This window comes from Streptomyces sp. NPDC007929, assembly GCF_042959065.1.
Taxonomy (GTDB): Bacteria; Actinomycetota; Actinomycetes; order Streptomycetales; family Streptomycetaceae; genus Streptomyces.
Window position 1 is genome coordinate 1 of sequence record NZ_JBIBKD010000008.1, and the last position, 22,294, is coordinate 22,294.

General features: G+C 68.2%; 19 protein-coding genes. 9 read left to right on the top strand and 10 right to left on the bottom strand.

Features of this window, described 5'->3' with window-relative positions; translation table 11 throughout:
- The coding region (locus tag ACFZDE_RS26135; RefSeq protein ID WP_391203737.1) for a hypothetical protein at positions 1-284 on the top strand (284 nt) is incomplete at its 5' end.
- Between the two features lie 112 nt (positions 285-396).
- On the opposite strand, the gene ACFZDE_RS26140 is transcribed toward ACFZDE_RS26135, so the two are convergent.
- The 3 genes from ACFZDE_RS26140 to thyX all read right to left on the bottom strand — a co-directional run bounded on the left by ACFZDE_RS26140 (position 397) and on the right by thyX (position 4,090).
- The gene (locus tag ACFZDE_RS26140; RefSeq protein WP_391005872.1) at positions 397-2,082 is read right to left on the bottom strand and encodes an RNase J family beta-CASP ribonuclease; all 1,686 of its coding nucleotides are present in this window, start codon (positions 2,080-2,082) and stop codon (positions 397-399) included.
- Positions 2,083-2,237: 155 nt separating this feature from the next.
- Entirely contained in the window at positions 2,238-3,137 is a 900-nt protein-coding gene (gene dapA, locus ACFZDE_RS26145) for a 4-hydroxy-tetrahydrodipicolinate synthase (RefSeq protein WP_391005869.1), read from the bottom strand.
- 212 nt (positions 3,138-3,349) lie between these two features.
- The gene (gene thyX, locus ACFZDE_RS26150) at positions 3,350-4,090 is read right to left on the bottom strand and encodes an FAD-dependent thymidylate synthase (protein WP_391005866.1); all 741 of its coding nucleotides are present in this window, start codon (positions 4,088-4,090) and stop codon (positions 3,350-3,352) included.
- A 176-nt stretch (positions 4,091-4,266) separates the two neighbouring features.
- On the opposite strand from thyX, the gene ACFZDE_RS26155 reads away from it, so the two are divergent.
- Both ACFZDE_RS26155 and ACFZDE_RS26160 read left to right on the top strand, forming a co-directional pair.
- The gene (locus ACFZDE_RS26155; RefSeq protein WP_391005863.1) at positions 4,267-4,506 is read left to right on the top strand and encodes a hypothetical protein; all 240 of its coding nucleotides are present in this window, start codon (positions 4,267-4,269) and stop codon (positions 4,504-4,506) included.
- Positions 4,507-4,618: 112 nt separating this feature from the next.
- A complete protein-coding gene (locus tag ACFZDE_RS26160) occupies positions 4,619-5,173 on the top strand; it encodes a hypothetical protein (protein WP_391203740.1) in 555 nt (184 codons plus the stop codon).
- A 73-nt stretch (positions 5,174-5,246) separates the two neighbouring features.
- On the opposite strand, the gene ACFZDE_RS26165 is transcribed toward ACFZDE_RS26160, so the two are convergent.
- From ACFZDE_RS26165 to rpsO, 5 genes are all read right to left on the bottom strand, one after another.
- Positions 5,247-5,702 (bottom strand): hypothetical protein, encoded by a 456-nt coding sequence (locus ACFZDE_RS26165; RefSeq protein WP_391203743.1) that lies wholly within the window; start codon positions 5,700-5,702, stop codon positions 5,247-5,249.
- A 13-nt stretch (positions 5,703-5,715) separates the two neighbouring features.
- Complete coding sequence (dapB, locus tag ACFZDE_RS26170; protein ID WP_391203747.1) at positions 5,716-6,468, bottom strand: 4-hydroxy-tetrahydrodipicolinate reductase; 753 nt, start codon at positions 6,466-6,468, stop codon at positions 5,716-5,718.
- Positions 6,469-6,497: 29 nt separating this feature from the next.
- Complete coding sequence (locus ACFZDE_RS26175) at positions 6,498-7,877, bottom strand: insulinase family protein (protein ID WP_391203750.1); 1,380 nt, start codon at positions 7,875-7,877, stop codon at positions 6,498-6,500.
- Positions 7,874-10,093, bottom strand: coding sequence for a polyribonucleotide nucleotidyltransferase (locus ACFZDE_RS26180; RefSeq protein ID WP_391203753.1), 2,220 nt, complete (start codon positions 10,091-10,093; stop codon positions 7,874-7,876). Before ACFZDE_RS26180 ends, ACFZDE_RS26175 begins: the two co-directional genes overlap by 4 nt.
- Positions 10,094-10,384: 291 nt before the next feature.
- Positions 10,385-10,672 (bottom strand): 30S ribosomal protein S15, encoded by a 288-nt coding sequence (rpsO, locus tag ACFZDE_RS26185; RefSeq protein ID WP_003993372.1) that lies wholly within the window; start codon positions 10,670-10,672, stop codon positions 10,385-10,387.
- A 268-nt stretch (positions 10,673-10,940) separates the two neighbouring features.
- Here rpsO and ACFZDE_RS26190 point away from each other — a divergent pair, with 268 nt between their 5' ends.
- Entirely contained in the window at positions 10,941-11,234 is a 294-nt protein-coding gene (locus tag ACFZDE_RS26190) for a DUF397 domain-containing protein (protein ID WP_391005844.1), read from the top strand.
- A 74-nt stretch (positions 11,235-11,308) separates the two neighbouring features.
- On the opposite strand, the gene eccD is transcribed toward ACFZDE_RS26190, so the two are convergent.
- Positions 11,309-12,814, bottom strand: a complete 1,506-nt coding sequence (eccD, locus tag ACFZDE_RS26195) for a type VII secretion integral membrane protein EccD (protein WP_391204430.1) — start codon at positions 12,812-12,814, stop codon at positions 11,309-11,311.
- A gap of 317 nt (positions 12,815-13,131) precedes the next feature.
- Here eccD and eccCa point away from each other — a divergent pair, with 317 nt between their 5' ends.
- The 5 genes from eccCa to ACFZDE_RS26220 all read left to right on the top strand — a co-directional run bounded on the left by eccCa (position 13,132) and on the right by ACFZDE_RS26220 (position 20,777).
- Complete coding sequence (eccCa, locus tag ACFZDE_RS26200) at positions 13,132-17,103, top strand: type VII secretion protein EccCa (RefSeq protein WP_391203757.1); 3,972 nt, start codon at positions 13,132-13,134, stop codon at positions 17,101-17,103.
- Positions 17,103-17,288: a hypothetical protein gene (locus ACFZDE_RS26205; protein ID WP_391203760.1), complete on the top strand. Its 186-nt coding sequence runs from the start codon at positions 17,103-17,105 to the stop codon at positions 17,286-17,288. Before eccCa ends, ACFZDE_RS26205 begins: the two co-directional genes overlap by 1 nt.
- A gap of 234 nt (positions 17,289-17,522) precedes the next feature.
- Complete coding sequence (locus ACFZDE_RS26210; protein WP_391203763.1) at positions 17,523-17,972, top strand: hypothetical protein; 450 nt, start codon at positions 17,523-17,525, stop codon at positions 17,970-17,972.
- Positions 17,973-17,977: 5 nt separating this feature from the next.
- On the top strand, positions 17,978-20,161 hold the full coding sequence (locus ACFZDE_RS26215) for a hypothetical protein (protein ID WP_391203766.1): 2,184 nt from the start codon (positions 17,978-17,980) through the stop codon (positions 20,159-20,161).
- Between the two features lie 229 nt (positions 20,162-20,390).
- Entirely contained in the window at positions 20,391-20,777 is a 387-nt protein-coding gene (locus ACFZDE_RS26220; protein ID WP_391203769.1) for a hypothetical protein, read from the top strand.
- A 44-nt stretch (positions 20,778-20,821) separates the two neighbouring features.
- Here ACFZDE_RS26220 and ACFZDE_RS26225 read toward each other — a convergent pair whose 3' ends face one another.
- Positions 20,822-22,075, bottom strand: coding sequence for an IS701 family transposase (locus ACFZDE_RS26225; protein WP_391203772.1), 1,254 nt, complete (start codon positions 22,073-22,075; stop codon positions 20,822-20,824).
- Positions 22,076-22,294 lie beyond the last annotated feature (219 nt).

The following is a 22,294-nucleotide window of genomic DNA, read 5'->3' on the forward strand; positions in this document are numbered from 1 at the left end:
TCAGAATGTTTCCGATGGACGGGGTATCAACATATCTGGCGTTGACTTTTGGCACGCTGTTGAGTTCTCAAGGAACGGTCGCTTCCTTTGTACTCGCCCTCTCGGGCTTTCCTCCGGGCTTCCCTTCGGTCTTGCGTTTCCGACTCTATCAGATCTTTCCGATCCGATTTCCTCGGTGCTTTCCAAGTTCCCGCTTTCGCGTTTCCCTTTCCGGCGGTTCCGACTTTATCAGAAGTTCTGAGTCGGATTTCCCTCCCCGGCCGGGCATGGTTCCTGGTGCCTGAGTCGGCCCGGGTGCCCCGTCGGGAGGAGTTGTAAACCTACTGGAGCGGGGCGCCTCGATGCAAATCGAGGCGCCCCGCTCCCAGTTGGCGCTTGCTCAGGCCCGACGGACCGTCAGACCTCCACCACCACGGGCAGGATCATCGGACGGCGCCGGTAGGAGTCCGAGACCCACTTGCCCAGCGTGCGGCGGATGAGCTGCTGGAGCTGGTGGGGTTCGACCACACCGTCCTGGGCGGAGCGTTCGAGTACTTCCGTGATCCTGGGGGCCACGTCGCCGAAGGCGGAGTCCTCGATGCCCGAACCGCGGGCCTGGATGTGCGGGCCGCCGGTGATCTTGCCGGTGGACGAGTCGATGACCACGAAGACCGAGATGATGCCTTCGTCGCCGAGGATCTTGCGGTCCTTCAAGGCCGGCTCACCCACGTCACCCACCGAGAGGCCGTCGACGTAGACGTAGCCCGCCTGGACCTTGCCGGAGATCTTCGCCTTGCCCTCGACGAGGTCGACGGCGACACCGTCCTCGGCGATGACGATGCGGTCGTGCGGGACGCCGGTCAGGGCGCCCAGCTCGGCGTTGGCCCGCAGGTGGCGCCATTCGCCGTGCACCGGCATCAGGTTCTTCGGGCGGCAGATGTTGTAGAAGTACAGCAGCTCGCCCGCGGAGGCGTGGCCGGAGACGTGGACCTTGGCGTTGCCCTTGTGGACCACGTTGGCGCCCCAGCGGGTGAGGCCGTTGATCACGCGGTAGACCGCGTTCTCGTTGCCCGGGATCAGGGACGACGCGAGGATCACCGTGTCGCCCTGGACGATGCGGATCTGGTGGTCGCGGTTGGCCATGCGGGACAGGGCCGCCATGGGTTCACCCTGGGAGCCCGTGCAGACCAGGACGACCTCGCTGTCGGGAAGGTCGTCGAGCGTCTTGACGTCCACGACGAGGCCCGGGGGGACCTTCAGATAGCCCAGGTCCCGCGCGATGCCCATGTTGCGGACCATGGAGCGGCCGACGAAGGCGACGCGGCGGCCGTACTCGTGGGCCGCGTCCAGGATCTGCTGGATGCGGTGCACGTGGCTGGCGAAGCTCGCGACGATGATGCGCTTGCGGGCGCCGGCGAAGACCTGCCGCAGGACGTTGGAGATCTCCCGCTCCGGCGGGACGAAGCCCGGCACCTCGGCGTTGGTCGAGTCCGAGAGGAGGAGGTCGATGCCCTCCTCGCTCAGACGTGCGAACGCGTGCAGGTCCGTGAGGCGGCTGTCCAGCGGGAGCTGGTCCATCTTGAAGTCGCCGGTGTGGACCGCCATGCCCGCGGGCGTGCGGATGGCCACGGCCAGCGCGTCCGGGATGGAGTGGTTGACGGCGATGAACTCGCAGTCGAAGGGACCGATGCGCTCACGGTGCCCCTCCGCCACCTCGAGGGTGTAGGGACGGATGCGGTGCTCCTGGAGCTTGGCCTCGATGAGGGCGAGGGTCAGCTTGGAGCCGATCAGCGGGATGTCCGGCTTCTCGCGCAGGAGGAAGGGGACACCGCCGATGTGGTCCTCGTGCCCGTGGGTGAGCACGATGCCCTCGATGTCGTCGAGGCGGTCCCGGATGGACGAGAAGTCCGGCAGGATCAGGTCGATGCCGGGCTGCTCCTCCTCGGGGAAGAGCACGCCGCAGTCGACGATGAGAAGGCGGCCGCCGAATTCGAAGACCGTCATGTTGCGGCCGATCTCGCCGAGGCCGCCGAGCGGGGTGACGCGCAGGCCGCCTTCGGGGAGCGGCGGGGGCGTGCGGAGTTCGGGATGCGGATGACTCAAAAGACTCTCCTCACCACGCACGCCACGTACCGGTGGGGCACGTGGCGCGCGTGACGTTCGTGCAGAAGCAGTTGTCTGTGTGGGGTGCGCGGGCACCGGTGGCCCGCTTATTCAGTTGTGAAGCAGGTGCGCGGGGGTCCGCGCGAAGTCTGATGTCAGAGCTGTACCCCGCCCGCGGCAAGATCGATCTTGAGTTGCTCGATCTCCTCGGGCGCACACTCGACCATGGGGGCTCGCAGGGGTCCGGCGGGCAGCCCCTGGAGGGCGAGCGCCGCCTTGGTCGTCATGACGCCCTGTGTGCGGAACATACCCGTGTAGACGGCGAGCAGTCGCTGATGGATCTCGGTGGCCTTCTGGACGTCGCCCGAGGTGTACGCCTCGACCAGGGCGCGCAGCTCGGGGGTGACGACGTGGCCGACGACCGAGACGAAGCCGACCGCGCCGACCGAGAGCAGGGGCAGGTTCAGCATGTCGTCGCCGGAGTACCAGGCGAGGCCGGAGCGGGCGATGGCCCAGCTGGCGCGGCCGAGGTCGCCCTTGGCGTCCTTGTTGGCGACGATCCGGGGGTGCTCGGCGAGGCGGACGAGCGTCTCGGTGTTGATCGGTACGCCGCTGCGGCCGGGGATGTCGTAGAGCATCACCGGGAGGCCGGTGGTGTCGGCGATGGCGGTGAAGTGCCGGTAGAGGCCTTCTTGCGGAGGCTTGTTGTAGTACGGGGTCACGACGAGCAGGCCGTGTGCGCCGGTGCGCTCCGCCGCCCGGGCGAGCTCCATGCTGTGGTGGGTGTCGTTGGTGCCGACTCCGGCGACCACGTGGGCACGGTCGCCGACCGCCTCCAGGACCGCCCGTACGAGATCCGCTTTCTCCGCGTCGCTGGTGGTCGGGGACTCGCCGGTGGTGCCGTTGATGACCAGGCCGTCGTTGCCTGCGTCCACCAGGTGGGCGGCGAGCCGCTGCGCGCCGTCGAGGTCGAGTGCGCCGTCCGCCGTGAAGGGCGTGACCATGGCGGTGAGGACCCGCCCGAAGGGGGTCTGCGGAGTCGAGGTCGGAGCCATGGGTTACACGCTACTCGTTGCTCAGGACCGGGTCTGCCTGCGGGGCAGACGACAAGTCGTGACAAAGGTGGAGCCCGGCACTGCCTGCTCGGGGGTTCAAGCAGTGCCGGACCCGTTTGATCAGGCTAGATGAACTTCTCCAAATGCCGCAATACGGATACTTCGCACGGCTGAACCGTACATCTGTACCTGACCGAGTGACCTGGGTCGCGTTACGGCGCCACGCGTCCGTTGCCGTTGAAGGCCGCGTAGGTGAGCGGCATGAGCCGGGACCACTCGGCCTCCATCTTCTCGCCGACCATCTCGATCTCGCGCTGCGGGAAGGACGGGACCTTCGCCAGCTCGTGCTGGGTGCGCAGACCGAGGAAGTGCATCAGCGAGCGGGCGTTACAGGTGGCGTACATCGAGGAGTACAGACCGACCGGGAGGACGGCGCGGGCCACCTCGCGGGCGACGCCGGCGGCGAGCATCTCCTGGTAGGCCTCGTACGCCTGCCGGTAGGAGTCCTCCATGACGCGGCCGGTCAGCTCCTGCTGGGCCTGGGTGCCCTCGACGAAGACGTACTTGCCCGGGCGGCCTTCCTGGACCAGCTTGCGGGACGCGTCGGGGACGTAGAAGACGGGCTGGAGCTCACGGTAGCGGCCGCTCTCCTCGTTGTACGACCAGCCGACGCGGTGCCGCATGAACTCGCGGAAGACGAAGATCGGGGCGCTGATGAGGAAGGTCATCGAGTTGTGCTCGAAGGGGCTGCCGTGCCGGTCCCGCATCAGGTAGTTGATCAGGCCCTTGGAACGCTCGGGGTCCTTCTTCAGCTCGTCCAGGGACTGCTCGCCGAGGGTCGAGACACGGGCGGCGAAGAGGACGTCCGCGTCGGACGCGGTGTGCTTGACCAGCTCGACGGTGACGTCGCTGCGGTAGCTGGGCTTGAGGTCGTCGGCGGGGGTGTCGGTCACGGTTGGCAGGGCCTTCCCATCTCGTCATGTGGCGACGCCACTCTACGGCCCGGCCATTTCAGTGCGATCGGTGGCGTGCCGCAATGAAGTCGGTGAAACAGGGCACCTCTGAGGGAGTTCGTTCGTCTCTACAGACGAAAGTGATCCGTATCCCCCTTGAAGGAGACGTACCCCTGATGTTCGGTCGGCGTGAACCCGTACCGTTTGCCTTCGTCGCCGAGGCCGACAGGTTCCGCAGCAATGTCACTCCCCCGCCGCGCGAGCGGTCCTCCGTCGGTCAGATGGCCGGCCGCTGGCTGCTGGGGCTCACCATCGTGGCGGGGCTCGTGGGCTCCCTGGTCATCGGGACGCCCGCGCTGACGCCCGGCAAGACGGCTGATCAGCCTCAGCAGTCGCAGGCGTCCGAGGGGCGCTGAACCACACCGCCGCGGCGGTGACTCCATCCGGCCCCCCGCCAGTGGTGACCGGGCACACAGATCGGTAGCCTCACCGGGCACAGCCCACGCATGGATCGAGTGAGGACCAGCCGTGCCCCTGCCCTTCCTGACGGCCGACCGCGTTTTCGAGGCGGCGGACGACGTTCCGCTGCCCCACGACGACCGTGACCGCTGGCGGCGGCCGTACCGGCCCGGGCCCTGGCGGGTGGGCGTCGCGGCGCTCGCGCTGCTGCTCGCCTCGTTCGTGCTGTTCGCGGCCGTCATCATCGCAGTGACGGCCGAACTGGCCTCGGCCGCCGTGGTGTTCGCGCTCGCGCTGCTCGTCATCGCCGCGGCGCTGCGGCTGCTGCGGATGGGCGTGTGGGTCAGCGCGCGCGGGCTGCGGCACGTGGGGTTCCTCACAACGCGCACGGCGCCCTGGGAGCAGGTCGTCTCGGTGCGTACGGCGCAGCAGCCGGTGCGCTGGCTGAACCTGCCCCGGACGGTGCAGGGGCAGGCGCTGCTGCTGGGCCGCCGGGGTCAGGACGCAGCCACCCCGACGCCGTTGATGACGACGCACAACGCGGACTTCCTGGGCCGCGCGGTGGCTTTCGACCGGGCCGCGGACTCGGTGGAGGCGTGGGCCGAGGAGTACGGCCCGCGCTGACGTTCTCGCATTCATGCCGGTGGGGCCGGACCGTGTCGACGGTCCGGCCCCACCGGCATGAGCGGGCCGCGGTTCAGGCCGCTTCGGGCTGCTTGCCGTCGTGCAGGGCGATCGCGTGCTGCATCGCCTTGCGGGCGCGCGGGGTGTCGCGGGCGTCGTGGTAGGCGACGGCGAGGCGGAACCAGGTGCGCCAGTCGTCGGGGGCGTCCTCGGTCTCGGCCTTGCGTTTGGCGAAGACCTCGTCGGCGGAGTCGCGGTCGATGCGGCCGCTGGGGGTGCGCCGCAGTTCGTCGACGGGCAGCCCGCCCTCGGCGTCGAGTTCGGCGGCGAGTTGGCCCGCCTTGCGGGCGAACTGGGTGTTCTTCCACAGGAACCACAGGCCGATGACCGGCAGGATCAGCACGGCGACACCGAAGGTGACGGTGAGGGGTGTGCCGGTCTCGATGAGCAGGACGCCACGGCTGCCGACCAGGACGAAGTAGACGACCAGGACGGCGGCGGTGACGGCGTAGGTGAGCTTCGCGCGCATGACGGTCAGGGGCTCAGTTCAGGTCCAGGAAGTGTTCCAGGCCGAATGTCAGGCCCGGGGTGCTCACCACGCGGCGGGCGCCGAGCAGGATGCCCGGCATGAAGCTGCTGTGGTGGAGCGAGTCGTGCCGGATGGTCAGCGTCTCGCCCTCGCCGCCCAGCAGGACCTCCTGGTGGGCCAGCAGGCCGCGCAGGCGGACGGAGTGCACGGGGACGCCGTCGACGTCCGCGCCTCGTGCGCCGTCCAGGGCCGTCTCCGTGGCGTCCGGTGCCGGGGCGGCGTCCGCCTGGGCACGGGCTGAGGCGATGAGCTGGGCGGTGCGCGTGGCGGTGCCGGACGGGGCGTCGACCTTCTTCGGGTGGTGGAGCTCGATGACTTCCACCGACTCGAAGTACGGGGCCGCGATCTGCGCGAACTTCATGTTCAGGACGGCCCCGATGGAGAAGTTCGGCGCGATGAGCACGCCCGTCTCCGGTGCGGCGGAGAGCCAGCCGTTCAGCTGTGCGAGGCGCTCGTCGGTCCAGCCGGTGGTGCCGACCACCGCGTGGATGCCGTGGCCGAGGCAGAACTCGAGGTTGGCCATGACCGAGTCGGGCGTGGTCAGTTCGACCGCGACCTGGGCGCCGGATTCGGTCAGCGTCTGAAGCGTGTCGCCCCGGCCGAGGGCGGCGACCAGTTCCATGTCCTCGGCGGCTTCGACGGCCCGTACGGCTTCGGAGCCGATCCGGCCCTTGGCGCCGAGGACCGCCACGCGCAGCTTGCTCATCTCTTGTGCTTCCTTCACCAGGGGGAATGTCAGGCGACGGCGTCGTTCAGGCGGGCCGCCTGTTTGTCCTTCAGCGGGCCGATGACCGACAGGGAGGGCCGCCGTCCCAGGATCTCGCGGGCGACCTCGCGGACGTCGTCCGGGGTGACCGACGCTATCCGGGACAGCATGTCGTCGACGGACATCTGCTCGCCCCAGCACAGCTCGCTCTTGCCGATACGGTTCATCAGCGCGCCGGTGTCCTCCAGGCCGAGGACCGTGGACCCCTGGAGCTGGCCGATGGCCCGGCCGATCTCGTCGTCCGAGAGACCGTGCTCGGCGACCTGGTCGAGTTCGTCGCGGCAGATCTTCAGCACGTCGTGCACCTGCGAGGGCCGGCAGCCGGCGTAGACGCCGAACAGGCCGCAGTCGGCGAAGCCCGAGGTGTACGAGTACACGCTGTAGGCGAGGCCCCGCTTCTCGCGGACCTCCTGGAAGAGGCGGGAGGACATGCCGCCGCCGAGGGCGGTGTTCAGCACGCCCAGGGCCCAGCGCCGCTCGTCCGTACGGGCCAGGCCCGGCATGCCGAGCACCACGTGTGCCTGCTCGGTCTTGCGGTCGATCAGCTCGACGCGGCCGGCGGTGCGCAGGGCGCGGGTGCCGCCGCGCGGGGCGACCGGCTCGGCGGTGAGGCCACCGAAGGCCCCGGCCTTCTCGAAGGCGGACCGGACCTGCCGGACGACCTTGGCGTGGTCGATGTTGCCGGCGCAGGCGACGACCAGGTGGGTCGGGTCGTAGTGCTTCTTGTAGAAGCGGCGGATGCGGTCGGCGGTGAGGGCGTTGACCGTGTCGACCGTGCCGAGGACCGGGCGGCCGAGGGGGTTGTCGCCGAACATCGTGTGCGCGAACAGGTCGTGCACGCAGTCGCCCGGGTCGTCCTCGGTCATGGCGATCTCTTCGAGGATGGCGCCCCGCTCGACGTTGACGTCGTCCTCGCGGATGAGTGAGCCGGTCAGCATGTCGCAGACGACGTCGATGGCCAGCGGCAGGTCGTTGTCGAGCACGCGTGCGTAGTAGCACGTGTACTCCTTCGCCGTGAACGCGTTCATCTCGCCGCCGACCGCGTCGAGCGCGGCGGAGATGTCCAGGGCGGACCTGCGGCCGGTGCCCTTGAAGAGCAGGTGCTCCAGGTAGTGGGTGGCGCCGTTCAGGGCCGGGGTCTCGTCACGGGAGCCGACGTGCGCCCAGATGCCGAAGGTCGCGGAGCGGACCGAGGGCAGGGTTTCGGTGACGATGCGCAGGCCGCCGGGGAGGGTGGTCTTACGGACCGTGCCGATGCCGTTCTCGCCCTTGATGAGGGTTTGGGTACGGGCGACGGCCCGCGCCTCCGAAGAGGTGCGGGCCGTCGCCTTGGAGCGCTGGGACGTCACTTGTCGGCGTCGTCCTTCTTCTCGTCCGAGCCTTCCTCGCCCTCGATCACGGGGATCAGGGAGAGCTTGCCGCGGGAGTCGATCTCGGCGATCTCGACCTGGACCTTGTGGCCCACACCGAGGACGTCCTCGACGTTCTCCACGCGCTTGCCGCCGGCGAGCTTGCGGATCTGCGAGATGTGCAGCAGACCGTCCTTGCCCGGGAGCAGCGAGACGAACGCGCCGAAGGTGGTCGTCTTGACGACCGTGCCCAGGTAGCGCTCGCCGACCTCCGGCATGGTCGGGTTGGCGATGCCGTTGATCGTGGTGCGGGCGGCCTCGGCGGACGGTCCGTCGACCGCGCCGATGTAGATCGTGCCGTCGTCCTCGATCGTGATGTCGGCGCCGGTGTCCTCCTGGATCTGGTTGATCATCTTGCCCTTGGGGCCGATGACCTCGCCGATCTTGTCCACGGGGATCTTGACGGTGATGATCCGCGGGGCGTTGGGGGACATCTCGTCCGGGGTGTCGATCGCTTCCATCATCACGTCGAGGATGTGGAGGCGGGCGTCACGGGCCTGCTTGAGGGCGGCGGCCAGGACGGAGGCCGGGATGCCGTCCAGCTTGGTGTCCAGCTGGAGGGCGGTCACGAAGTCCTTCGTGCCGGCGACCTTGAAGTCCATGTCGCCGAAGGCGTCCTCCGCACCGAGGATGTCGGTGAGGGTGACGTAGTGCGTCTCGCCCTCGATCTCCTGGGAGATCAGGCCCATGGCGATACCGGCGACGGGGGCCTTCAGCGGCACACCGGCGTTCAGCAGCGACATGGTGGAGGCGCAGACCGAGCCCATGGACGTCGAGCCGTTGGAGCTCAGCGCCTCGGAGACCTGGCGGATCGCGTAGGGGAACTCCTCGCGCGTCGGCAGGACCGGCACCAGGGCGCGCTCGGCGAGGGCGCCGTGGCCGATCTCGCGGCGCTTGGGGGAGCCGACGCGGCCCGTCTCACCGGTGGAGTAGGGCGGGAAGTTGTAGTTGTGCATGTAGCGCTTGCGCGTCACCGGCGACAGCGTGTCCAGCTGCTGCTCCATGCGGAGCATGTTGAGGGTGGTGACGCCCAGGATCTGGGTCTCGCCACGCTCGAACACGGCGGAGCCGTGGACCCGCGGGATGGCCTCGACCTCGGCGGCCAGGGTGCGGATGTCGGTGACACCGCGGCCGTCGATGCGCTTCTTCTCCTTGATGACGCGCTCACGGACCAGGGTCTTGGTCAGCGAGCGGTACGCGGCGGAGATCTCCTTCTCGCGGCCCTCGAACTCCGGCAGGAGCTTCTCGGCGGCGAGCGCCTTGACGCGGTCCAGCTCGGACTCGCGCTCCTGCTTGCCGGCGATGGTCAGCGCGGAGGCGAGCTCCGGCTTGACGGCGGCGGTGAGGGCCTCGAGCACGTCGTCCTGGTGGTCCAGGAAGATCGGGAACTCGCCGGTGGGCTTGGCGGCCTTGGCGGCGAGGTCGGACTGGGCCTTGCAGAGCACCTTGATGAAGGGCTTGGAGGCTTCCAGACCGGCGGCGACGACCTCTTCGGTCGGCGCCTCGGCGCCGCCCTCGACCAGCTTGATGGTCTTCTCGGTGGCCTCGGCCTCGACCATCATGATCGCGACGTCGCCGTCCTCCAGGACACGGCCCGCGACGACCATGTCGAACGCGGCGTCCTCGAGCTCGGTGTGCGTCGGGAAGGCCACCCACTGGCCGCTGATCAGCGCGACGCGGACGCCGCCGATCGGGCCGGAGAAGGGCAGGCCGGCCAGCTGCGTGGACGCGGAAGCGGCGTTGATCGCGACGACGTCGTACAGGTGGTCGGGGTTGAGCGCCATGATCGTGGCGACGACCTGGATCTCGTTGCGCAGGCCCTTCTTGAAGGAGGGGCGCAGCGGGCGGTCGATCAGCCGGCAGGTGAGGATCGCGTCCTCGGAGGGACGGCCCTCGCGGCGGAAGAAGCTGCCGGGGATCTTGCCGGCGGCGTACATCCGCTCCTCGACGTCCACCGTGAGGGGGAAGAAGTCGAGCTGGTCCTTGGGGTTCTTGGAGGCGGTGGTGGCCGACAGCACCATGGTGTCGTCGTCCAGGTACGCCACGGCGGAGCCGGCGGCCTGCTTGGCCAGGCGGCCCGTCTCGAAGCGGATGGTGCGGGTGCCGAAGGCGCCGTTGTCGATGACGGCCTCGGCGTAGTGGGTCTCGTTCTCCACTAGCGTTATCTCCTCGTCTTCGTCCCGTCGCTGCCCGTGTGGCAGGGGGACGGTTGCGGAGAAGCGCTCCGGGCTGTGCGGGCCGGTCTTCGATCGAAGCACCCGGGTTTCGCTTCCCCCGGGGGCCACTACCGAGGACCGGCGGCGGCTAGGTGCGCCTCTCCTCTTCTTGTTGTGCTGTGTCGTCCGTATTGCGTTGTGCTACCACACTACAAAGCAGCGGTGACACTCCGCACGTACAGCAAAGGGAGCGGTCCCCTTTCCTTCGGGAACCGCTCCCCTCACGGCGTCTTACTTGGCGCCCGCCGCACCGCGGCGGATGCCGAGGCGGTCGACCAGCGCACGGAAGCGCTGGATGTCCTTCTTCGCCAGGTACTGGAGAAGGCGGCGACGCTGACCCACCAGGATGAGCAGGCCACGGCGGGAGTGGTGGTCGTGCTTGTGGGTCTTGAGGTGCTCGGTCAGGTCCGAGATGCGGCGCGAGAGCATGGCGACCTGGACCTCGGGGGAGCCGGTGTCGCCCTCCTTCTGGCCGAACTCGGTGATGATCTGCTTCTTCGTAGCGGCGTCGAGCGGCACGCGTACTCCTCGTAGTCTGTGGTGGGCCACCGAGTGCCCCCGGTCTGTGTCTCGGGGGAGCTTCCGTTACTCGGGAGGCGGGGATCCGCTGGGCGCGGCCTCCAGAGCGCTGGGCTCCGGGGGTGCGTACACAAACGGCCGTCGACCAGAGTACCAGGCGGTGGGGCCCCTCTTTGCCCTGGTCCCCGAAGCCCCCGGCCGGAGCGCAGGGGGCCACTAGGGTGAGCAGATTCGGATCGTTCGTACGTCGGGAAGGGGTCGCTGCGGCATGGCGGAGACGGCTGAGGAGATCAAGGCACGCAAGGAGCGGGAGCGGGACGAGCTGTACGCCCTCGACATCTCCGGCGTCGAGTGGCACAGCGCGCCGGGCACCGAGAGCCACGAGGAGCGCGTCGAGATCGCCTACCTGCCCGAGGGGGCCGTGGCGATGCGGTCGTCGCTCGACCCGGACACGGTGCTGCGCTACACGGAGGCGGAGTGGCGGGCGTTCGTGCTGGGGGCGCGGGACGGGGAGTTCGATCTTGAGCGGGGGGCGGGGGGCGACGGGCTCGGCCCGGAGTGACGGGCCGGCCCGAGAGCCTCACCGGGTCGTCGGGCAGGTCCCGACGACCCGGTGCACACGGAGGGGCGGGCGGCTCAGCCGGTCATCGAGCGGACTGTCGCGTACACGTCGAACACCGCAAGAGTCAGTGGCACCAAGGTCAGCAGCACAAAGCCCTCGGCGATCTCCAGGAAGCGTCCCCAGAACGGGGTGAGGCCGCCGCGCGAGACGATCAAACCGATCGCCGTGACGAGCGCGGCCGCAGCGGCGATGGCCGCGACGAGCCAGATGGTCCGGATGTCGAGGTCGCTGCGGTCGCCCGTGAGTGCGTCGCGGACGATCGACTGCGGCGGATCTAGTGCCAGCCCCAGGCCGAGCAGTACGAGAGAGGCGAGACCGGCGGCCAGGACGGGGGCCACCTGGCCGGTGTACCGGAAGAGGTGGGCGCGCATCAGCATGGCCAGGCCGGTCGCCAGGGCCAGGAGCTGGGCCCAGACGTTCTCGGAGAACCCGAGGACCGCCGAGGAACCGACCGCGAGCAGCGCGCAGCCGCCCACCAGCCCGACCAGGAGTTCGTGTCCACGCCGTGCCTGGGCGGCGACCCGCTCGGCGTCGACCGGCTCCTGGGGGGCGGGGTCGGTGTCGTACGCGCTGCGCGGGGCCGCGTTCGGGGTGTCGAAGCCGATCGGGAGCCGGGCGAAGCGCATCGACAGCCCCGGCAGGAAGGCCAGGCCTCCCACGGCGATCGGGCTGCACAGGGCAGCGGTCTCGGAAGGCGTCCAGTCGGCGAGGATCGCCGCGAAGACGGCGAGCAAGCCGATGGCGGCGGCTACGAGGAACGCGACGAACGGGCTGTCCCCGCTCGGCGAGAACAGGGTGAGCAGCATGGCGGCCAGCAGCACCGCCGCGCAGGCGAGGAGGAACTGGAGCCGGCCGATGCCCTGTCCGTCGGCGAGCGGCAGGAGACCGGAGCCGGCCACGCCGACGTTGGGGAGGGCGCCGAGGCCCAGGGCGATGGCCGAGGCCCGGTCGTCGTAGACCCGGGCGCGCACGCAGGCCAGGACGACCAGGAGGACACCGGTGACGCCGGCGAGGATGCCCGGCAGGCTGTTCATGTCGTGCAGCGGGTCGCCCATCCAGGCCACGAAGGCCAGCAGGACAGGCAGGACGCCTCCCCCGACGAGACCCGCCGCGCGCGTCAGGTCGCCGCTCCACAAGGTGCGCTCGCTGGTGACGGCGGAGGCGACCGCCTCGGAGACGTCGTCGAAGACGGCGGGCGGCAGCGACTCGGAGAACGGGCGCAGCGCGAGGAGTTCACCGTCGAGGATGCGCTGGGCGGCGAAGGAACGGGCACTGTCGAGGACGGTGCCGTCCCGGCGGACCAGGTGGTAGCCGACGGGCGCGCCCTCGGCGGGGCTCTGCCGGGTGAGGGTGAGGATCTCCGGATACAGGTCGGCGACCGGGATGTCGTCGGGCAGCGCGACGTCGATCCGGCTGTCGGGGGCGACGATGGTGACACGGCAGAAACCGTGACCCGTGCCTGCCCCGGCGGGAGTTCCCGTTCCGGGTCCCCTTCCGGTGGCCGCCGTGGAGGCCGTCATGCTCACCTGCTGCTCCCCCTCAGTGATGAATCTTTACCCACGGTACGGAAGTCCCGCGCGGTCTTCCGGTCCCCTGTGACCGATCGTGCGGCGAGGCGCGGGAACAGCCCTCGGTGCCGGTCGCCGGGCCTGGCGCAGTCGGTGGGATCCGGCGCGAGGCCCCGTGCATTTCGGCCCAAGTGGCTTGTGGCGAGGCCAACTTCCGGCACCCTATCGCCCTTGCGCCCGTGACGATCAGTAGGATCACGCGGCGGCCTGCGTCCGCCTGACACGGGGCGGCGGACGGACTCTCGGGCTGGTCGAGGGAATGGAAGCCAGTGAGCCACATCGTCGTGAAGCGTCCCCCTCGGGTGCTGCCGTCCGAAGTGTCCACGCAGGACATCATTCTGCAGCCTCCGCCGGAGCTTCCGCGGGGCCACCGCGAGAGCGTGCTGATGCAACTCCTGCCGACGCTGGGCATGGGTGGCTCGGTGGTCTTCTTCTTCACGAGCGGACAGCCGTTCATGAGGATCATGGGCATGGTCATGATTGCCTCGACCATCGCCATGTCCGTCGCGATGGTGATCCGCTGGCGCCGCGGCTCCCAGGGGGAGTTGGCGGACCTGCGCCGCGACTACCTGAACTACCTGGCGCAGACCCGGCGCACGGCCGTCGACACGGCGCGGGCGCAGCGTGACGCGCAGTACTTCCTCCACCCCTCCCCCGAACAGCTCTGGGCCCTGGTCGCCGAGGGCAGCCGGGTGTGGGAACGGCGCTCCGGCGACGAGGACTTCGCGCAGGTCCGCATCGGCCTCGGCGCGCAGGCCCTCGCCAGGGCCCTCGTCGCCCCCGAAACCGCCCCCGTCGGGCAGCTGGAGCCGCTGACCGCGGGAGCGATGCAGCGCTTCCTCGCCGTCCACAGCACGCTGGACGACCTGCCGATGGCGGTCTCGTTGCGCGCCTTCCACCACGTCACGATCAGCGGCGACCCGCAGTCCGTACGGTCCTCGGCCCGAGCCATCGCCGGCTCACTGGCCGCACTGCACTCCCCGGAGGATCTGCTCATCGTGGTGGCGGCGGGACGCGAGGCGCTCCCCCACTGGGAGTGGGCCAAGTGGCTGCCGCACGTCCAGGCGCCCGGCGCCGTGGACGGAGCGGGCAGCCGCAGGCTGATCGACAGCGACACCCGCGAGCTGGAGAACCTCCTCGCCGCCCGGCTGACCGGCCGGCCGCGCTTCCACCCGAACGCGGCGCCCCTGCCGGACGAGCCCCACATCGTCGTCGTACTCGACGGCCTCAGCCTGCCGCCGGACTCGGTCCTGGCCGGCCCCGAAGGGCTCCAGGGCGTCACCGTCGTCGAAGTCGTTCCCGGCGAGCCGGCGACGGTCGGCGGTGAGCTCTCCATCGTCGTACGGCCCGAGGCGCTGCACCTGGAGTCGCGGCACGGCGTCGTCTACGAGGGGACCCCCGACGTCCTGTCCTACGAGTCCGCCGAAGCCCTCGCCCGGCAGCTGGCCCCGCTGCGGATGGCCTCCGGAGGTGACGACGACGAACCACTTCTCGCCAACCTGGAGTTCACCGATCTGCTGAACCTCGGCGACGCGGCGTCCGTCGACACCCAGCGCACCTGGCGTCCGCGGTCGCTTGCCGAGCGGCTGCGGGTGCCGATCGGGGTGGGCGAGGACGGGCGTCCCGTGATGCTGGACCTCAAGGAGGCCGCGCAGGACGGCATGGGCCCGCACGGGCTGTGCGTCGGTGCCACCGGCTCCGGCAAGTCGGAGCTGCTGCGCACGCTGGTGCTGGGCCTCGCGGTCACCCATTCGTCGGAGACGCTGAACTTCGTCCTCGCGGACTTCAAGGGCGGCGCGACCTTCGCCGGGATGGCGCGGATGCCGCACGTGGCGGCCGTCATCACCAACCTCGCGGACGACCTCACCCTGGTCGACCGCATGGGCGACTCCATCCGCGGCGAACTCAACCGCCGCCAGGAGATGCTGCGCGACGCGGGCAACTACGCCAACATCCATGACTACGAGAAGGCCCGCGCGGCCGGTGCCGCCCTGCAGCCCATTCCGTCGCTGGTGCTGGTCATCGACGAGTTCAGTGAGCTGCTGACGGCGAAGCCCGACTTCATCGAGATGTTCGTGCAGATCGGCCGCATCGGCCGGTCGCTCGGTGTGCACCTGCTGCTGGCGTCACAGCGTCTGGAAGAAGGCCGCCTGCGCGGTCTGGAGACCTACCTGTCGTACCGGGTCGGACTGCGCACCTTCTCCGCCGCGGAGTCGCGCGCGGCGATCGGCGTACCGGACGCCTATGAGCTGCCGAACGTCCCGGGCTCCGGTCTGATGAAGTTCGGTACGGGCGAGATGGTGCGCTTCAAGGCGGCGTACGTCTCCGGTGTGTACCGTTCGGGCGCGCAGCGGGCGGCGAATGGCGGCCCACTGCCGGTGGACCGCCGGCCGGTGCTGTTCACGGCGGCCGAGGTGCCGGTGCAGTACGTGGCGGTGCCGCGGCAACGCCCCTCCGGTGCGGACGGTCCGCAGGTCGACGACGCGCTCGCCGACACCGTGCTCGACGTGATCGTGCGCCGGCTGGAGGCGCAGGGCCCGGCGGCACACCAGGTGTGGCTGCCGCCGCTGGACAGCCCGCCGTCCCTGGACGGGCTGCTGCCCGGGCTTACGGCGGTGCAGGGCCGCGGCCTCACACAGCTCGGCTACGAGGGCGCGGGCGCCCTGGTCGTACCGGCGGGCCTGGTGGACAAGCCGTACGAGCAGCGCCGCGACCCGCTCTGGGTCGACTTCTCCGGCGCGAACGGCCATATGCAGATCATCGGAGGCCCGCAGTCCGGCAAGTCGACGCTGCTGCGCACCCTGATCTCGGCGTTCGCGCTCACGCACACGCCGTACGAGGTGCAGTTCTACGGGCTCGACTTCGGCGGTGGCGGCATGGCGGCGGTGGCCGGACTGCCGCACGTGGGCGGGATCGCCTCGCGGCTCGACCCGGAGCGGGTGCGGCGCACGGTGGCCGAGGTGTACGGCGTGCTGAACCGTCGCGAGGAGTTCTTCCGCTCCGCCGGCATCGCCTCGATCGCGGACTTCCGGGCGCGGCGGGCCCGTGGCGACATCGCCGTGACGGATCAGCCGTGGGGTGATGTCTTCCTGGTCATCGACGGCTGGGGCAACTTCCGGGCGGAGTACGAGGCGATGGACCAGGTGATCCACGACATCGCGGCGCGTGGTCTCGGTTACGGCGTCCATCTGATCCTCACGGCCTCACGCTCGATGGAGGTCAGGGCCAACCTCAAGGACCATCTGATGAACCGCCTGGAGCTGCGGCTCGGCGACACGATGGACTCCGAACTGGATCGCAAGGTGGCCGCGAATGTGCCGACGGGAGTGCCCGGCCGCGGACAGGCGCCGCGGAAGCTGCATTTCATGGCGGCGGTGCCGCGCATAGACGGTCTGACGTCCGACACGGACCTGGCGGACGCCACGGCCGCGCTCGCCGCCGAGGTCTCCCGGCACTGGCAGGCTTCCGGCGCCCCCGAAGTCCGTCTGCTGCCGCGTGAGTTCCCCGCGGATCAGCTCCCTCCGGGCGACCGCTTCCCACGCCGCGGTATCGCCTTCGCTCTCGACGAGGACAACCTCGAACCGGTTTTCGTGGACTTCGAGCAGGACCCGTTCTTCCTCGTCTTCGGCGAGAGCGAGTCGGGCAAGTCGAACCTGCTGCGGCTGCTGATCCAGCAGCTGACCCAGCGGTACTCGGGCGACGAGGCCAAGCTGTTCGTCATCGACAACCGGCGCTCCCTGCTGGATGCGACGCCGTCGTCCCATCTCGCCGAGTACATCCCCATGTCCAACGCCATGGACCACCACATGACCGCTCTGGCGGACCTGATGAGGCGCCGCACACCGACCGCGGACGTCACCGCCCAGCAGCTGCGGGACCGCAGCTGGTGGCGCGGCCCCACGGTGTACGTCGTCATCGACGACTACGACCTCGTGGCCACGTCCAGCGGCAACCCGCTGGCCGGGCTGACGGAGCTGCTGCCGTTCGCCCGTGATGTGGGCGTGCGGTTCATCATCGCGCGGTCGACGGCGGGTGCGGGGCGGGCGGCTTACGAGGCGTTCATGCAGCGCGTGAAGGAGCTGGGCGCGCAGGGGGTGGTGCTGGCCGGCGATCCGGGTGAGGGGGATCTGCTCGGCGGGGTGCGGCCGCGGGCGATGCCTGCGGGGCGGGGGGTCTTTGTGTCTCGGCGGAGGGGGAGGCCGTTGGTGCAGGTTGGGTTGAGTGCGGAGGGGCTGTTTTGATGATTGAGGTGGAGATGGTCCTGCTCCTGCTTGCCATCTGGTTCGGTGTGATGGGCCTGGTCGATCAGAAGGTGCTCTGGTGGCGCTTCCCGGCACGCCGTTTCGGTGTCTCGGAGGCGGACGAAGCGTCAGGAGCTGGCTACGAAGATCGCCGAATTCTACTGACGCACTCACTCACGGCATGATCGTGTGGCCCCGTGATGGTTCATGCATGGGTCGCATCGGACAACTCGGGCGGGCTTGAGGATGAGACGAGCGGACCAATCTCAAGCGCTTGTGCAGGTGCGAGTAGCGATTCGGACGGGGAGGGAGCCTCTGAGTACGTCTGGCTAGCTGCCAACGCATGATCGTCCAGGCGTTGGGCGAAGCGCAACCGTCCGGGAAGCAGCCGGGCGAAGACACCCGGGGGAAGGACGCTAATGGCGTGGGATGAGTGGGAACAGCTGAAGTCCGAGGCGGCGGAGCAGCAGTCGAAAACGAAGCTGCAGCTGAACCAGTACCTGGCCGACCAAGGGGGAAGCAGCACCCAGGGAGACCTCGTAGCAAGTCAGAAGGATCTCGCAGCGGTCGGTAAGGCGGCCCATGACCTGTTCACGGACTTCACGGCCTACAGCGGCCACGCGCGCGTGGCCTCCGAGGCGGCAGCTGGCGGGCTCAAGGGAGAGGGATTCGCGCTGGGGGGAGCGCTGGAGCATGTGACAGAGCGCTGGAGCCAGCAGACGAAGACCCTGCTGGACGCCTGCGCCCACATCTCCAACCACCTGCGGTTCACGAAGAATCAGCATGCTGCCGACGAGTCCTACATCGCCGGCGCAGTCAGCAGCATCGCGTTGCTCGACGAGGGTTTCGACGACCGGAAGGGCCACTGAATCCGATGGACCTCGACGCACTTCGTCACGGCAACTTCTCGAAGCTCGGTGAAGCGATCACCGACTGGGAACAGATGACGAAGAAGCTGGCGGACTTGCAGAAGGACGCCGAGAGCAACCTGAAGTCCAAGGCTGACAAGGCAGATTGGGTGGGGGTCAACGCCTCCGTCAGCCGCGAGTTCATCACCAAGACAGCCGCCGAGTTCGCCGACGCTCACACTCAGGCCAACTCCATCGCCAAGATCCTCAGCGACACCCGTGGTGAGCTCATCGGGTACCGCACCCAGCTGAACGAGGCCATCGCGCGCGGTACACAACAGAACATGACCGTGATCGACACCGGCGAGGGCACGTTCACTGTCACGGGGAACACCCGACCCGACTGGGCATCCGACCCCAGCGGAAAGACCGGAGCGGCGGACCAGAAGGCAGTGAACGCCCTCCGCGAGGAGATCGAGGGCATCCTGACCAAGGCGACACAAAGCGACAACAGTGCCGCGAAGGCCCTGAGACTCCTCGTCGACCAGGCGAAGTACGGATTCAGCGACGCCTCCTACTCAGACCGCGACTCCGCGGCCAAGGCTGTCGCAGCCGCGGAAAAACTGGCAGCGATGGCCAAGAAGCCATCCGACATGAGCCTCACTGACATCGCCAACTTCAATCGCATGATGGAGAAGTACAAGGCCGACCCCCTGTTCGCGGAGCAGTTCGCGAAGAGCCTCGGGGCCAAGGGGACGCTCCAGTTCTGGACCGAGATGGCTTCCGCCCATGCCGGCGCCAGGGGCTCGGAAATCGAGACCATGAAGAGCTTGCAGCAGAACCTCAGCCTGACCCTGGCCACGGCGTCCTTCTCTGACTCGGACGCCATGGAGCACTGGAAGAAAGACCTTGTCGCCGAGCGCAACACGAACTTCGTCGCCGCGAACTCACCCAACCCTATCGGCGCCCTCGGCTCCCAGGTCATCAGCAGCCTCATGCGCAAGGGCGCGTACGACACGGAGTTCCTCGACGCCTACCGGGAGAAGTTGTTCAAGGCCGACAAGGGAGCGGGGGACGCCGGCACTCACGATCTTTGGGTGAAGGGGCACGACTCGCTGGACCTAGTCTTCGGCGACGGCAACGGACGAGATCCGTTGGAAGGGCTTTTCGAGGGTCTGTCCCACAATCCCGAGGCGGCGGTGCACGCGTTCGAGTCCAAGGCGGACCTTGATCACATGCTGGGCACCACCATGTACACGGACCGGGACACATCATTGGGCCACGCCTTGGAAGCGGCGGTGACTGGCGTACCTGCGGGTGAAGCAACATCCGTTGCTCTACCTCACAGCGAAAAACAAGTGGCGATCATGGGGAACATCATGAACGCGGTCGCACAGCCAGACGGGGGCGCAGATCTCGTGACGAAAGGCATGGGTGAGAGCTTCGGGCACATGGCGGCTGCGTACATGCCTGAGATCAGCATCGCCATGGCCGGCAAGGGCGCAGAGTCGATCTTCATCACTGATAGTGCAGCTCCTGACGGCCTGAATAAGGGCGACGTCACTCGGTTCTTGTACGAGGTGGCCAGAGATAACAATGGAAGGGCGGCGATTATCTACGGCGAGAACATCTACACCAGCAGTGTTCTCGAGGCTCACATCGCCGATCCGTCACTTTACGACGGCGAGACTTCAGACGCCATCCGCGCTGTCGCCGAGAACACAGGAATCGTCGAGGGAATTGTCGGCCATTCGATAGCAGATGCTGATATCGAATCGTCCGTCGAGGCCGAGAAGGACTACAATGACGCACTCAAGACGCAGGGTGACTTCTTCAAGACGGTACTCTCCACGGGCGTCGGTGTCGGAGCGGTTGCGCTAGTTCCTGCCACACCAGCGGGTGCCCTTACCGGAGCAGTGGCGGGTGGGTTCTTTGGTGGAGTTTCCGGAATGGCCGTTGACCGACTCATGGAGGGGAAGGAAATCGACGGCGCACTGGACGACGCGCTCTACCGGACCGGCCAAGATCTCAATAGCGCCCAGGAATCCGCACTGCAGCAGACTCAGTGGTCGGCTATCGACGCAATGAATGCGCACAATTCAGATCTCCAGGAAGACGGGACACGAAACCTGATTCGCGAAGCGCTCAATTCTGGATGGTCGCGCAGTGATCAAATTTTGGAAGACATTCATGCGCGGCCGAGCGCATAATGAGAGTGAGGCCTTGGTGGAAACGAAACTCCCGACCAGGAACCCTGCGCTGATCACCGTCGCTGTGCTGACACTCGCAGTCGGAGGGTTCTTTGGTTATTTGGAGATTTTTACTAAAGGACTCGACCGCCTGCCAGCACGGCCATGTGGCGGCGCCGTGGATCGAAGCACAGTGCAGAGTGTTCTTCCAGCAGCGCGATCAGCTAACGATCGAGGCGAAAGCGACGGCATGGGCAAGAACTTCACCTTCTACTGCCGAGTGTTGACGAGCGCCGATCACATCGTTTCGGGCGAGTCAGATCTGCAGGACGCCACTTCCGAGACCTGGCTTTCGGGCTATCGGCAGGAGGCAGGGGAAGGCAGAGGAGAACTGCGGCAGGGCTCGAGTGGCCACGCAAAGACTCTCACGCTTGATCGGCTTGCTTCCGTCTATGTTCCCTGCACGCCGCCCGGCACAACGCCCGATGACGCTGTGCAGCAATACGCGCTGATCACAGAAGCCAGGGTCATCGGCGAAACTCGCATACACGGCAACGAGCTACGGGAAGCGCTGGCGGAGTTCGCGGTTCAGCTCTCGCACCACGCATACAAGGTAGGGAAGTGCCGCAAAGCGTAATGGGATCCGAGACTTGTTTGAACGGGACTCACGGTCGTGGTTCGTCATGCGTTCGACAGAATGCCGTCCATCGCACGGCTTACGGGGACTCGGGGATGGGGCCCAGCGCGATGGCATGGGATGAAAACGAGGGTGACGTGGTGGTGCCAGCCGCGCCAGGTGCGGCCCTCGAAGTGGTCCAGTCCCAGGCCGTGCTTGAGCTCGCGGTAGTCGTGCTCGATCCGCCAGCGCATCTTGGCCCACCGCACCAGGTCAGCGGCCGGTGTGGTGGCGGGCAGGTTCGATATCCAGTAGTCCGTGGGAGCGTCCTGGCCGTCCGGCCACTCGACCAGGAGTGTCTGGACGGGCAGGACGCCGTCCCACCGGGTGCGGCCGCCACCCGCCTCCTGCGCTGCGGCCAGGGACTGCTTGCCCGCGGGCCGGACCGTCAGGACCGCGAAGCGTGAGGTCATCGTGCCTTTGCTGCCCTGCCTCCAGGTCACCTCGGTGAACCGGTCGGCACCGGCCTCCGCTGCGAGGGCGCAGACGGTTCGCGGTGGGGTGCGGTAGCGGGGAAGGGTGGGCGGTCCGAGTCCGCCGTAAGCAGGCTGGTACGGCTCAACATCCTCCGGGTGGGCGACTTCCTTCCCGGTCAGGGCCAGGACATAGGACAGCCCTCGCTCCTCGAGGCCGAGTCGGAAGGGAGTGCTGACGCCGTAGCCGGCGTCGGCGACCACGACCGGTGCCTTCAACTGCCACTGGGCGAGTGTGTCCAGCAGGCCGAGCGCGAGACGCCACTTCTCCTGGTGCACCACGTCGTCGGGGACACCTGCCCTGCGGCATCGCTCCGGTTCGTCCGTCCACTCACGCGGCAGATACAACTGCCACTCCAACGGGCACGAGGCCGTGTCGGTGGCAGCATGGACACTGACCGCGACCTGGCAGTTCGCCCGTTTGCCGACCGCTCCGCAGTACTGGCGGGCCACCCCGACCGACGCCTTGCCGCACTTGGGGAACGACACATCGTCGATCACCCACACCTCGGGCCTGACAACTCCGGACAGCCGCTCGGCGATCCGCTGCCTGACCGGCAGCGGATCCCATGGCGACTGGTTCACGAACTGCTGCAGGGCCTGCATGTTCCCGTCCGGCAGACGCTCGGCCATCGGCTGGATCGACTTGCGCCGGCCGTCGAGCATCAGGCCCCGCAGATAACACTCGCCCCACCGCCGCTGATCCCGCCGCGGAAACGACCCGAACATATCGGCAACGAACTCCGATAACTCGCCCCGGAGCCGTTCCACTTCCCCCAACCTCATTCCGGGAAGCTGCCCGCGATCAGCCGAGATCACTCAACATAACGAAGCACTACTAGGGTGGCCAGCTTATCCGGAGACATTTTCGCCGTCGACCCAATGTTGACGAAGCCGAGCAGCCGACAAGCAGCACGCCAGCGGCTACGGCCGGGAGGATCGAGATCGTTGCGAACGACCGCGTTGCGGGCATAAATGATTCCGATCTTGAGGTCAGGACAAGAA